The sequence below is a fragment of the Puniceibacterium sp. IMCC21224 genome (assembly GCF_001038505.1).
Lineage (GTDB): Bacteria > Pseudomonadota > Alphaproteobacteria > Rhodobacterales > Rhodobacteraceae > Puniceibacterium.
Genome location: NZ_LDPY01000001.1, coordinates 1752643 through 1766081 on the forward strand (window position 1 = coordinate 1752643; position 13439 = coordinate 1766081).

Sequence of the window (13439 nt, forward strand, 5' to 3'; positions counted from 1 at the left end):
ATATGCGCTGGCGATCTGCACGGCAATAAGGCAGTTGCGAGATGCCTTGGCACTGCAACCGCCCCGCGTTAAGAGAGGGCCAGACATATTCAGGCGAGGCATGGCGTGAGCAATACCGACAGTTTCATCGACGAAGTCACCGAAGAGGTCCGCCGCGACCGGGTTTTCGATCTGGCGCGACGTTATGGCTGGATCGCGGTTTTGGCCGTGCTGCTGCTGGTGGGCGGTGCCGCGTGGCGCGAATATACCAAAGCGCAAGAGATTTCAGCGGCTCAGGCGTTTGGCGATGCCATTCTGGCGGCGTTGAAGGATGACGCCCCGAGTGATCGGATCACCGCGCTACATGCCATCACCCCGTCACAAGAAGGGGGCGAGGCGATCCTCAGCATGCTGATCGCCGCCGAAGAGGCCAATGCCGACAACGATGCAGACGCCACGGCAACCCTGCAAGCGATCGCCGACAACCCGCAGGTGCCGATGATCTACCGCCAGATCGCCAGCTACAAGGCGCTGAGCCGCGCTGCCGGCACCCTGAGCGCCGAAGACCGCCGCGCCGGATTCGAGGCGCTTTCGGTGCCGGGTCAGCCGCTGCGCCTGCTGGCCGAAGAGCAGCTTGCCCTGATCGACATTGAAACCGGCGACACCGATGCGGCGATCAGCCGGTTAGAGCGGATCATTGCGGATTCAGAAGTGACGGCGGGCTTGCGCCGTCGGGCCTCTCAGTTGATTGTGTCGCTGGGTGGCACTCTGGGAGCGGCCTGATGAGGCGGCGAACGGTGATGGCACCGAAGGTCGGACGACTTACAGACGGCGGGGATACGGCATTGCGCAATCTGACGATCACACTCGGACTGACAGCCCTGACCGTGCTGGGTGCCTGCACTGAACGCGAAGATGTCCTGCCCGGCGAACGTCTGGGAATACGCGAAGTGCTGCAAGGGCCAAGCGGCGAATCCCCGATCCCCGAGAACAGCAGCCGACCGATTGCACTGGCTGTGCAGACCGTCAACGCAGACTGGCCCCAAAGCGCGGTCAGCCCGTTTGCCCGCACCGCGCATCCCGGATTGTCGCTGCCGCTGAACCCGGCCTGGTCGGTGTCAATCGGTCAGGGCGACAAGCGCAAGGTGCGGCTGAACACTGATCCGGTGGCGGCTGGCGGTCGGATTTACACGATCGACAGTGCCAATATGGTGCGCGCAACCGCGGCCGCTTCGGGCGACGCGCTGTGGTCCTTTGATTTGACGCCGCTGCGCGACAAGAGCGATCAGGCGCAGGGCGGCGGATTGGCGGTCGAAGGTGGGCGGCTCTACGTCTCTTCGGGGTTTGGCACGCTGAGCGCGCTGGATGCGGGTACCGGGGCTGAAATCTGGACCCAACGTCTGGATGTCGCTGCCACGGGGGCACCAACGGTGCGCAATGGCGTGGTTTATCTGACGTCGGGCGACAAGATCGGCTGGGCAGTCGAGGCCGAGGATGGCCGCGTTCGCTGGCAGATCGAAGGTCTTGCCGACACCAATAATGTGGCTGGGGCACCGGCCCCTGCGGTCAATGACCAGCGGGTGATTTTTGCCTTTGGAAATGGTACGATTCAGTCGGCCTTTCTTCAGGGCGGGCTGCGGTTGTGGAACGCTGATGTTGTCGGATCGCGCGAAGGTTTTGCCATCTCGACCGTCAGCGACATCACCGGCGATCCGCTGATTGACGGCAACACAGTCTATGCGGGCAATCACTCTGGTCGGCTGGTGGCCTTTGACGTCGACAGTGGCGAACGGCGCTGGACCGCGCTTGACGGGGCGCTGGATGCGGTCTGGCCGGCCGGGGATTCGGTGTTCTTTGTCTCAGATCGCTATCAGCTGATCCGCGTTGATGCGCGGGACGGGTCGCGGATCTGGGCGGTGGATCTGCCGGGCTATGAACCCACCCGCAAACCGCAAAAGCGGCGCGATTCAGCCTATGCGCATCATGGCCCGGTTCTGGCGGGCGGGCAGCTGATCGTTGCCTCATCTGACGGGCAGTTGCGGGCCTTTAACCCCGAGAATGGCGCGCTGATCAGCAGTACGCCTATCGACGGCGGCGCGACCACGCGACCGATCGTGGCGGGTGGTGTGCTGTATGTTGTATCGGGCAAGGGGCAATTGCACGCTTTCCGTTGACGCCGGTTTGCGGTAGAGGGGCGGATTGACGCGCCTCGGAGCACCTCTATGACCTTTAGCCTCGCCATCGTGGGCCGCCCCAATGTGGGCAAATCCACCCTGTTCAACCGTCTTGTGGGCAAACGTCTGGCACTGGTCGATGACCAGCCCGGCGTGACACGCGACCTGCGCGAAGGTGCGGCGCGGCTGGGGGATCTGCGCTTTACGGTGATCGACACCGCCGGGCTGGAAGAGGCCACTGACGAGTCGCTTCAGGGCCGGATGCGCAAGCTGACCGAACGGGCGGTGGATATGGCAGATATCTGCCTGTTCATGATCGACGCCCGCACCGGTGTGACGCCGATGGATGAGGTTCTGGCCGAAATCCTGCGGAAACGCGCCAAACATGTGATTCTGGCCGCGAACAAGGGCGAAGGCTCTGCCGCCGATTCCGGTGTGATCGAAGCCTGGGGCCTGGGATTGGGCGAGCCGATCCGCCTGTCGGCCGAGCATGGTGAGGGGCTAAATGACCTCTATGCGCTATTGATGCCGCTGGCAGACGAATACGAGGAACGCGCAGAAGAGGATGCGCCCGAGACGGATGTTGATGTCTGCGAGGATGATCCCGATGCGCCGCGCCCGATCACCAAGGCGAAGCCATTGCAGATTGCCGTGGTCGGACGCCCGAACGCGGGCAAATCGACGCTGATCAACCAGATCATGGGCGAGGAACGCCTGCTGACCGGCCCCGAGGCCGGGATCACACGCGACGCAATCTCGGTGCAGGTCGACTGGGACGATGTGCCGATGCGGATCTTTGACACCGCTGGCATGCGCAAAAAGGCCAAGATTCAGGAAAAGCTGGAAAAGCTGTCGGTGTCGGATGGGCTGCGCGCGGTGAAATTCGCCGAAGTAGTGGTGGTTCTGCTGGACGCGGCGATACCGTTTGAACAGCAGGATCTGCGGATTGCGGATCTGGCTGAACGCGAGGGCCGCGCTGTGGTGATCGCGGTCAACAAATGGGACGTTGAAGAGGACAAGCAGGCCAAGTTGCGCGAACTGCGCGAAGAATTCACGCGGCTCTTGCCCCAGTTGCGCGGCGCGCCGCTGGTCACGGTTTCGGCCAAGACCGGCAAAGGGTTGGACCGTTTGCATACGGCAATCATGAAGGCGCAGGCCGTCTGGAACCGACGTGTGACCACAGCGCAGCTGAACCGCTGGCTGGCCGGGATGCTGGAACAGCACCCACCACCCGCGCCGCAAGGCAAACGGATCAAACTGCGCTACATGACCCAGGCCAAAACCCGCCCGCCCGGTTTCGTGGTGATGTGTTCGCATCCCGACAAGATGCCCGACAGCTATTCGCGCTATCTTGTCAATGGCTTACGCGAAAGCTTTGACATGCCGGGGACGCCGATCCGGCTGTACATGCGCGGTCAGTCTGACAAGAACCCCTATAAGGGACGGCGCAAGGTCAACGCCGGCGCCCTGACCAAGCATCTGGGCAAGGGGCGCCCCTCGGGCAGGTAGCCCGAGGTGATCCCGCGGTGTGCGCCTGCGGCGCACGCAGGTTTCCGGAGTATATGGCGAGGTGAGCCCATATGTCACCCACGGCGATGGGTGTTGCGGTCAGGGCATCCCTCGGTTTGACCGCAGTTTTATCCGCAAGACCGTGGCCGGGCCTATTCGGTGTCGGTGCCCCGCAGTGATAGAATTGCAAGAATCCCCAAGGTTGCGAGGCCAGCCACCGCGATGTTGAGCGGCTGGCTATTGGCGACAATCACACCGACCAGAGCCCAGATCACCGTCATGCCATATTCTGGCGCACGGTGCAGGCGGTATTGCACGACCAGGGCAACGCCTAGGCCCAGCAGCAATGCCAGCAGAGCCGCCGGGGTCTGTGTCATCAGCCCAAACCCTGCCAGCAGCAGTCCGAGGGATACCGCGCAGGCCACCGTAAGCCAGCCTGCGTAGATCGCAACCGGGAATTGCTGCCACCAGCGGTCTGTATCGCCGCATCGAAACAGCGCGAGCAAAGCGGCTGCCAGCATGATCCAGATCAACAGCGTAGCCCAGAGCGGCGACATCATGGCCACCGGCAGCCATGTTGCTCCGATCAGGAGGCTGAGCGCCAGCGGCGGACGCATGGCGGCCCAGTCAGGATCTGCAACGCGGCGCAACAGGCCAAAGCCCGTCCCCGCGATGAGCCAGGCATAAATCAGACCCCAGATTGCAAAGGCATACCCGGCTGGCTGAACCGGAGCATCAACCTGTGGGATCGGGAACTGATCGGCAGTAAATCCACGAAATCCGGGAACAAGGAGCGGCGAGGTTGCAAAAGCAATTGCAGCGATCACCGTCAAGAGCGACCAAAGACGTGCCATGGTTCAGACCAATGCCCCATCCGCGTCAATTCGGGTCTTGCCGCGCAGCCAGGGGTGCAGAGCGGCGGGGAGTTCGACGGATCCGTCCTCTTGCTGACCGTTTTCCAGCACTGCGATCAGGCAGCGGCCCACCGCCAGCCCGGACCCGTTCAATGTGTGCACGAATTCGGGTTTGCCGCCATCAGCCGGCTTGAACCGGGCATTCATTCTGCGGGCCTGAAAATCGCCACAGACCGAGCAGGAGCTGATCTCGCGGTAGGTGTTCTGGCCGGGCAGCCAGACCTCGATGTCGTGGGTGCGTCGTGCGCCGAATCCGATATCGCCGGTGCACAGTGTGACGGTGCGATAGGGCAGCTCTAGTCGTTCCAGGATGCCTTCGGCGCATTTTGTCATTCGGTCGAGTTCGGCGCGGCTGTGCTCGGGCTCGGTGATCGAGACCATCTCGACCTTTTCGAACTGGTGCTGGCGCAGCATGCCCGCAGTGTCGCGCCCGGCGCTGCCCGCCTCGGAGCGAAAGCACTGGCTGTGCGCGACGTAGCGGCGTGGCAGGTCATCGTGGTCGATTGTCAGACCATTGACGATATTGGTCAGCGTCACCTCAGCCGTAGGGATAAGCCACCAGCCGTTGGTGGTCTGGTAGCTGTCTTCACCGAACTTTGGCAATTGCCCGGTGCCCTGCATCATCTCGCCGCGCACCAGAACTGGTGTCCATGTCTCGGTCAGGGCGTTCTCCTCGACATGGGTGTCGAGCATGAATTGCGCCAGTGCACGGTGCACACGGGCGACGGCCCCGGAGAGCACGACAAAGCGTGCACCTGACAGCTTGGCGGCGGTGGTGAAATCCATTCCGGGCAACACGCCCTTGATTTCAAAGTGCTCTTTGGGCGCAAAGTCGAAGGCGCGCGGCGTGCCCCAGCGGTGCGCCTCGACATTGTCGGCCTCGTCAGCGCCATCGGGGGTATCGTCATATGGCAGATTGGGGATACCCATGAGCAGGGTGGTCAATTCCTCGTTCAGCTCTTTGGCGCGGGCCTGCATCGTGGCCACTTCGGACTTCTTGTCAGCGACAAGACTGCGCAGGCGGGCGAACTCTTGTTCGTCTCCGCTGGCTTTGGCGCGGCCAACATCCTTGGAGGCGGCGTTTTGCGCCGCCTGCGCGGTTTCAGCGGCATGGATGGCTGCGCGCCGTGCCTCGTCCAAGGCCACGATCTGTGCCGACACAGGGGCGGTCCCACGGCGGGAGAGGGCTGCGTCAAAGGCGGCCGGTGTCTCGCGAATCGTGCGGATGTCATGCATGGGTCAGGCTCCTGCGGGTTGGTTGCGGTCGCGGTATGCCCTGATTTGGGGGCAATTTGAAGAGGGCTGAGTTAGGTTGGCGACGCGCGCGAGGCGATTTCATGTTGTGATGCGCCAGTCGGCAGTGTGCGCTCGAATCATATTGAAATGGCCCGGCGGGTGATCCCACCGGGCCATTGACTGTATTGCCAGCACCCCGGAGGGTTGGCTGCCCGTGGTTCAGCGCAGCGCCTTGCGGGCGATCTCTTCGGCGAGCGCCAGGCTGGCTGCGCCACGGGCGGCAGCGATCTGCGCAGGGGTGGCATTTTCGGGCAGAGGTACGGCGATCGAAAATTGGCCTGAAGGTTCGCGGCCGTCATCCTCGGGGGCGACAAAATACTGACCTGCGATCCGGAAGGTGCCGCTGGCCGTGGCCAACATCTCTTCGAGGCGCACGTCCACCTTGGCGGCGGCGTAGCTGCGGAACGGCCAGGGTGCGGGTGCCACGGTTGCGCCGGTGATGTTCGTCAGATCCCGCGCCAGTTGCAATGTCAGCGCCCGCGCCGGATCGTCAGCCCAGAGCCCGCCAAGTTCGCTGATCGCGCCATCGGCGGACTGCACAAAGATCGCCTGATCAGCGGCATAGCTGGGCAACGTCACCTCGACCACCTCAAGGCTTTGATAGCGCGATGAGATCCGCGCCGAGGGTTCGACTGGCGGCGTGGCATAGCGGGTGTCATTCCCCGAGCAGGCCGAAACCGACAGCAGGACTAGGCCCATAAGGGACGAGGAAAAAGCGTTCATGGTCATGGTTTTATCGTCCCAATAGCAGCGAATTCGGATTGCGTTCGATGGTGCGGGCCAGCTTTTCGATCGCCGAGGCGGCGGATTGAATCTGGCGGATCGCACCGCGGGTTTCGCGGGAAAAGGTGGAATTGTCAGCATAGGCAGACAGCGTGACCCCCGCCTGATTGGCAACATTGCGCAACTCTGTGGCCAGACGCGGCAGGCTGCTCGACGCCTCGGCAATGGCGTCGGCGGCCGAGCGTGCCGAGGCCAGCGTCGCGTTCGCGTTGTCGATCAGCCCACCGTTCTGTAGTTCGTTCAACGTCTGTTGCACCGCATCCAGCGCTGCGTTCAACTCGCCGGGCAGGGCGCGGGTGCTGTCCTGATCGATCAGCGCATTTGCGGCCTCAAGCAAGTTAGTCGCCCGTTCGGCCAATGCATCCAGTGGGATGTCATTGGCGTTTGACACAATGCTGCGCGCCTCTTCGACCAGCTGTGGCAGATCCTCCGCAGCCGCTGCCACATCGTCGATTGCGGCGGTCAGCTTGCCCACCACATTTTGCGTCTCAAGATCGTCAAGCATACGGTTGACCGACGTCGTCGTGTCGAGCAGCGAGGTGACCACTTCGGTCGCGCGGGCGGGCAGGGCCTGCATGTCCGCGCCTTCGGTGATTTGGCGAACTGACGCCAGCAACCCACGCAATTCACCCGGTACCGCCTGCACTTCGGCACTGGCGATCAGGGTCTGCACCTGCGCGAGCACATCCGACACCGTTTGCGTAAGATCTGCCAGCGGCACCGCTTCTGCCTTGGCCAGCACAGCGCGCAGATCGGCCAGCAGATCAGGCAGCGCATCCGTGGCGGCGTTGACGCTGTCGATGGTGTCAGTCAGCTTGCCCGTCGCATTCTGCGTCTCAAGGTCTGTCAGCATCCGGTTGATCGTGGCCGAGCTGTCCTGAAGCCCGGCGACCAGTGCGGTCGCCTGATCCGGCAGACCCTGCACCGCCGGGTTTTCGGTGATGTCACGTACAGACGACAGGATGCCGCGCAACTCAACCGGCAGACCCTGAATGTCGTCACTGGCCAACAGGGCGTCAGCGGTGGCCAGAAGATCGGAGACGGATTGCGACAGTGCCTCAAGCGGAACCGCCTGCACATTGGCCAGCACGCCGCGTATATCAGCCATCAGATCGGGCAGAGCTTCGGTTGCGGTGCCGACGTTTTCGATGACGTCGGTCAGCTTGCCTGGGGCGTCCTGCGCCTCTAGATCCGCCATCACGCGGTTGAGCGTGGCGCTCGTGGTCTGAAGATCGGCCAGCAATGTACCGACCTGATCGGGAATCGTCTGGATTGCCGGGCTCTCTGCCACGCCACGCACGGCGGCCAGAAGGCCGGTCAGCTCGGCGGGGGCCTTTTGCAGCTCCTCACTGCCGATAAGGGTTGAGGCGTTGTCAAGGAAGCCGGTGATCGACTGCATGACCTCTTCGATTGGCAGGTCGCTGACACGTTGCAACGCGCCCTGCGCCGTGGCACCGACATCGGTTACCCGCGCGGCAGAGGTGGGAAAGCGTGTCAGCGGTTCGGCATCGCGGTCAAGCGTGGCCTCGGGGGCGCCCGGCACCATTGCCAGCTCCACCTTGAGCCCGCCGGTAAAGATCGACGCATTGATCAGACGGGCGCGCAGCCCCTCGGCTATGCGGGTGTCGAGATAGGTCAGCAGCGTGGCCTCGTCTGCGTCTTCGCCCAGTCCGATGCGCGCGGGGTTGAGCTGCACAGACGCAATCAGACGCACCTCATTGTCGCCGAACCGGTCGCGGTCCACCAGACCGTTGATGCTGGTCACCTGACCGATCCGTAGGCCACCCAGTTCAACCGCAGCGCCCGCAGCGAGACCGGCAAGGTTCTCTTCAAACACCATGGTCATATCGACAGACGTTCCGGCATCACCCTGCGACAGGAAATCGTCGCGCGCCGCGTCTTCGTTGGCAAAAAGATCGTAAGTCGCGCCATCTTCAAGCGGCACACCGCCCGAACCGATGGTGTCAAACGTCACACCGCCACCGATCAGCGAAGCCAGCGAGGTAAAATTCAACTGCGCCCCGGACGCGCCAAGCGAAAAGCTGAACCCGGAAATGTCCCAGAACCGGGTCGAGCTGGTGACAAAGGCCGCGTGCGGCTCGTAGATCACTGCAGGGGCGGTAACGCCCGAACCATCCTGGTTGACGGTGGAATATCCGACGACGCCAACCTCAACGCCTTTGTACAGGATCTGGGTTCCGGCTGACGGCAAGCCATCGCTGGATTTAAGGGTAAAGGACACGCCGTCCTTGTCGACCGGCAGCAGTGGCGCTTCGGTCAGACCTTCGAATTCGCCGTGCAGACCACCTGCAATCTCGTCCCACGCGCCCTGCACATAGACCCCGGACAGCACGGTATCGAGGCCAGAGACCCCGCGCGCGCTCACTTCGGGGCGAACAACCCAGAACCGCGCGCTTTCGTCGATATAATCCGCCAGATCCTTGCGCACCCGGACCGATACAATCACCTCATCCAGATCAGGACCAAATCCAACCTCTTCGACCGTGCCGACAGCGATGTCGCGATAGCGCAACTGTGTCTCGTCGGCCTTGATGCCCGCGGCATTCTGGAACCGGATTTCGATCACCGGACCTTGGGCGTCATAGGTCCGCCATGCGGCCCCCAATGCGACGGCAAGTGCTGCGACCGGGATAATCCAGACGATGGAAGCCATGTCCCAGAGCGATTTTCTGGCAGGTTTGATCGGCACGTCGCCCGGTACCGGCGATTGTAGATTGTCAGGCGTTTCGGACACTATAATTTCCTTTGCGGCGCATCTTCGTCCCAGAACATGCGTGAATCGAAGGACTGCGCGGACAGCATGGTGCAAACCACCGACAGCGCGAATGTGAGAGCGGCGGGGCCGGGGTGGATTGACGCCACCACGGACAATTGAACCAGCGAGCTGAGGATCGCCACCACGAAGACGTCGATCATTGACCAACGTCCGATAAATTCAACCATTTCATAGACGTGGTGCCTGCGCCCGGACGACAGGTTGGACCCGCGATGAACCGACAGGGCGAGATAAGCAATCGCAAGGAATTTTCCCATCGGGATCAGCACTGATGCGACCAGAATAATCACCGCCACACCGACCGCGCCATGGTGCAGCAAGTCGACCGCGCCACCAACAATCGTGCTTTTTGAGGTGTCCAGCAGTGTCTGTGTGACCAGCATCGGGTAAATATTGGCGGGAATGTAGCAGATTAGCCCGGCAATCCATAGCGCCCAGACCCGGCCTAGACTGCCGGTGTCGCGCGACTGCAGTCGCGCACCACAGCGCCCGCATTCCGTGGTGCCCATTGGCCAGACCCGTGCGCAGCGGCGACAGGCCACCAACCCCGCCTCGCGGGCGGTCAAGATTCGTCTGTTTCCAGTGATTTCCATACTGACCAGTTACATAGATACATGTCGTTGAAAAGGACGATGACCACGAGCGCGCTGAACATCCAGAAGGCGGGTCCAAAGCCAATGCTGGCCAGCGACGCCACCTTGACCAGGGCCACGGCGCAGCCGATGGCAAAAATCTCGGCCATGGCCCAGGGTTTCAGTTCCTGGGACAGTCGAAAGGCGTGGCGCGCATGGGCATAGGGCGGAAGGTTCATCACAATTGGTGTCAGCACATACAGCACCAAAACCATGCGCAACAGTGGGATCAATACGATCATCGCGGCAGTGGCCAACGACAGCAACAGCAAAGCGCCACTGCCAAAGCTTGATGCGGTGTCCATGATCGAAGCCTGGTTGGCGAAACCCTGAACGTGGATGGTCAGAAACGGAAAAAACAGCGCCGAAATGACCAAAATCAGTACCGTCAACGTCAGTGCGATGATTCTGAGCCCGGCCTTGCGCCGTGGCGCGATCAATACCGTGTGGCAGCGTTCGCAGACCGCACGTTCCCCGATCTCAGGCATCCGCGCGGTATACAGCGCATCGCATTGCGGGCAAGCGATCAGGTCTTCCAGCGCCAGATCGCTATGCGTCATTCCAATCCTGTCCTGCACGGTTGCGTTGTTCACGATATCCTGATGCCTGCCTTTGGCCCCAATTCTGGGCGCCCATTTCAGACGGCCTCTGCCTTGATACCGTGTCGAAAGCCAAAGGAAAACGCTTATCTATCGTATGTGCGCACCGGTCGGCGTTACCCTACGTTGCGCCGCATCATTCGGTCGGTCCTGATCCGACGCATCGTTCCAGCGAATATCTGCATCGCGGCGGGTGGTCAGACAGTCGCCAGGCAAAGATCTATCAGCGATTGCAGCGGCGTTGCCCCTACAGCGGCAAAGTCAGTGGCATTGGCGCGATCCTGCCGGTTGCGGTCGGACCTGATTGCGCTAACGTGCGCCGGACCGGACAGGAGGGATCAAGATGTCGGATCATATACGCTGGGGAATTCTGGGCGCTTCCAAGTTTGCGCGTGAAAAAATGGGGCCCGCGCTCCATCTGGCGTGCGGTGGAGCGCTGGAGGCGCTGGCGACGTCGGAGCCGGCCAAGGCGGCGCCGTTTGCGGATTTTGCGCCGGGGCTACGGGTGCATAACGACTATGATGCGCTGCTGGCGGATTCCGGGATTGATGCGATCTATATTCCGCTGCCCAATCATCTGCACGTGCCCTGGATCAAAAAGGCCGTGGCAGCCGGCAAACACGTGCTGTGCGAAAAGCCGATCGCCATGCAAGCGCCCGAGATCGACGAACTGATTGCCCTGCGCGACAGCAGCGGCCTGTTGGTGGCCGAAGCGTTTATGATTGTGCATCACCCACAATGGCAGACCGCGCGGCAGATGTATCGCGACGGCGCAATTGGACGGCTGATCGGAGTGGATGCCAGCTTTTCCTTTTCCAACGTTGACCCTGCCAACATCCGCAATCAGGCCGAAACCGGCGGCGGTGGGTTGCGGGATATCGGGGTCTATATCTTTGGCGCCACCCGGTTTGTCACCGATGAAGAGCCGCAAGAAATTCTGAGCACCGATGTTGAATGGACAAACGGCGTGGACACGCGGGCGCATCTGACTGCGCGTTTCCCATCATTCCATTACACCGGGATGGTGTCGACCCGCATGGCGCCGCGTCAAGAGGTGGTATTCCACGGCGATGTAGGGGTGATGCGGCTGACCACGCCGTTCAATGCGCAGGCGTATGGTATGGCGCAGATCGTGCTTGAGGCACCGGGGTTTCGCACCGAAACTCTCCGCTTTCCATCGGACAACCAATATGTGCATCAGGTCGAGGCGTTCAATCGTTCGGTGCGCCGCAAGGAGACCTATCCCTGCCCGCTGGAGTTTTCGCGTGGGACGCAGGCGATGATGGATATGGTGTTCGATCACGCGAAATAGGGCGGCGACTGGCCCGATCGACAAAAAATGGCGACGCGGGAAAATCCTGCGCCGCCATTTTTATGCATTGTATCGCCAGCTTTAGGCAGCGTTGTTGGTATTTGCGGAAACCGGTTTTGACCCCGAATTGGCGTCGATGAATTCGAGCACGAGCGGGCGGATGTTGTTGCGCCAGCTCTTGCCCGCAAAGATGCCGTAATGGCCGGCACCGGGTTCCAGATGGCTCGCCTTTTTGCTGTCGGGCAGGCCGGTGCAAAGCGCCAGCGCCGCGACACACTGACCGGGCGCCGAGATGTCGTCGTTGGCACCTTCGACCGTCTTGACCGCAACCGACGTGATCTTGCCGATATCGACATGCTTGCCCGCGACAACAAACTCGTTCTTGGCAATCTCGCCATTCTTGAAGATCCGCTCGACCGTGGAGAGGTAGAATTCGGCCGGCATGTCCATCACCGACAGGTATTCGTCGTAGAATCGGTTGTGGGCATCGTGATCCGACGCTTCACCGCGCGCCACACGCATGATCTGTTCGTTGAACGCCTTGGCGTGGCGATCCGAATTCATCGAGATGAACGAGGTCAGTTGCAGCAGGCCCGGGTAGACCTGACGCCCGACGCCCGGGTATTTAAAGCCGACGCGCTGAATCATGGTCTCTTCGAGCTGGCCCATGGTGACACGGCGGCCAAAGTCGGTGACATCGGTCGGTGTGGCATCAGGGTCGATCGGACCGCCGATCAGGGTCAGCGACCGCGGCTGCGCTTTGGGGTCCTCTTCGGCGAGATAGGCGGTGGCGGCGAGGGTCAGCGGCGCCGGCTGACAGACCGCGATCACATGGGTGTCCGGGCCAAGGTGGCGCATGAAGTCAACGAGGTATAGGGTGTAATCCTCAATGTCGAACTTGCCGGCGCTGACTGGAATGTCACGTGCATTATGCCAGTCGGTCACGTAAACTTCGCAATTGGAGATGAGGGAGATCACGGTGGACCGGAGGAGGGTGGCGTAATGGCCAGACATTGGCGCGACCAGCAGGATTTTGCGCGGCTGTTCTGTGCGGCCATTCACGTTAAAGTGGATGAGGTCGCCGAAATCCTTGTTGACGACGGTGTCGACGCTAACCAGATGGTCGCGACCATCCTCGCAGGTGATGGTGCGGATGTTCCAGTCGGGTTTGACCGCCATGCGGGCAAAGGACCGTTCGGCAACCTCACCCCAGGCCGAAAGCCATTGCATCGCTGGATTGGGGATCACCGACATCGCCGGGTAAGATGCCATCGTTCGCGCGGTTGCGCCCATCCACTGGCTGGTGTTGCGGAAGGTCTCCATGAAATCGTAAGTCGCCATGTTACGCATAAGCGTCTCCTTTTCCGGTGGGGTTCCGGGTAAATCGTCGCGATGCCTCCCGAACAGCGCGGCATTATTCTGCACAGCAGCAACGATAGAGTGG

The 13439-nt window shown here is 61.7% G+C and carries 11 protein-coding genes; 4 read left to right on the top strand and 7 right to left on the bottom strand.

Annotated features, from left to right (window positions below; genetic code table 11):
- Positions 1 to 105 precede the first annotated feature (105 nt).
- From IMCC21224_RS08020 to der, 3 genes are read left to right on the top strand one after another with little or no spacing between them, the layout of a single operon-like run.
- Positions 106 to 762: a hypothetical protein gene (locus IMCC21224_RS08020; protein WP_047994904.1), complete on the top strand. Its 657-nt coding sequence runs from the start codon at positions 106 to 108 to the stop codon at positions 760 to 762.
- Positions 762 to 2153: a PQQ-binding-like beta-propeller repeat protein gene (locus IMCC21224_RS08025; protein WP_369796016.1), complete on the top strand. Its 1392-nt coding sequence runs from the start codon at positions 762 to 764 to the stop codon at positions 2151 to 2153. The genes IMCC21224_RS08020 and IMCC21224_RS08025 overlap by 1 nt, the downstream gene beginning before the upstream one ends.
- A 48-nt stretch (positions 2154 to 2201) precedes the next feature.
- Positions 2202 to 3662, top strand: coding sequence for a ribosome biogenesis GTPase Der (gene der, locus IMCC21224_RS08030; RefSeq protein WP_047994905.1), 1461 nt, complete (start codon positions 2202 to 2204; stop codon positions 3660 to 3662).
- A 152-nt stretch (positions 3663 to 3814) separates the two neighbouring features.
- Here der and IMCC21224_RS08035 read toward each other — a convergent pair whose 3' ends face one another.
- The 6 genes from IMCC21224_RS08035 to IMCC21224_RS08060 all read right to left on the bottom strand — a co-directional run bounded on the left by IMCC21224_RS08035 (position 3815) and on the right by IMCC21224_RS08060 (position 10644).
- A complete protein-coding gene (locus tag IMCC21224_RS08035; protein WP_047994906.1) occupies positions 3815 to 4516 on the bottom strand; it encodes a hypothetical protein in 702 nt (233 codons plus the stop codon).
- 3 nt (positions 4517 to 4519) lie between these two features.
- Positions 4520 to 5812, bottom strand: a complete 1293-nt coding sequence (gene serS / locus IMCC21224_RS08040) for a serine--tRNA ligase (RefSeq protein ID WP_047994907.1) — start codon at positions 5810 to 5812, stop codon at positions 4520 to 4522.
- 219 nt (positions 5813 to 6031) lie between these two features.
- Positions 6032 to 6601 (bottom strand): membrane integrity-associated transporter subunit PqiC, encoded by a 570-nt coding sequence (locus IMCC21224_RS08045; protein WP_231582040.1) that lies wholly within the window; start codon positions 6599 to 6601, stop codon positions 6032 to 6034.
- Positions 6602 to 6605: 4 nt separating this feature from the next.
- A complete protein-coding gene (locus tag IMCC21224_RS26435; protein WP_053078924.1) occupies positions 6606 to 9410 on the bottom strand; it encodes an MlaD family protein in 2805 nt (934 codons plus the stop codon).
- Complete coding sequence (locus IMCC21224_RS08055; protein ID WP_047994908.1) at positions 9410 to 10045, bottom strand: paraquat-inducible protein A; 636 nt, start codon at positions 10043 to 10045, stop codon at positions 9410 to 9412. Before IMCC21224_RS08055 ends, IMCC21224_RS26435 begins: the two co-directional genes overlap by 1 nt.
- Complete coding sequence (locus IMCC21224_RS08060) at positions 10015 to 10644, bottom strand: paraquat-inducible protein A (RefSeq protein WP_156178181.1); 630 nt, start codon at positions 10642 to 10644, stop codon at positions 10015 to 10017. The genes IMCC21224_RS08055 and IMCC21224_RS08060 overlap by 31 nt, the downstream gene beginning before the upstream one ends.
- Positions 10645 to 11026: 382 nt before the next feature.
- Between IMCC21224_RS08060 and IMCC21224_RS08065 the strand changes: the two genes are divergently transcribed.
- Positions 11027 to 11995 carry a Gfo/Idh/MocA family protein gene (locus IMCC21224_RS08065; protein WP_047994909.1) on the top strand — a complete coding sequence of 323 codons (969 nt, stop codon included), beginning with the start codon at positions 11027 to 11029 and terminating at the stop codon, positions 11993 to 11995.
- A gap of 81 nt (positions 11996 to 12076) precedes the next feature.
- Here the strand turns inward: IMCC21224_RS08065 and phaZ are convergent, their stop codons facing one another.
- The gene (gene phaZ / locus IMCC21224_RS08070; RefSeq protein ID WP_047994910.1) at positions 12077 to 13345 is read right to left on the bottom strand and encodes a polyhydroxyalkanoate depolymerase; all 1269 of its coding nucleotides are present in this window, start codon (positions 13343 to 13345) and stop codon (positions 12077 to 12079) included.
- Between the last annotated feature and the right edge of the window lie 94 nt (positions 13346 to 13439).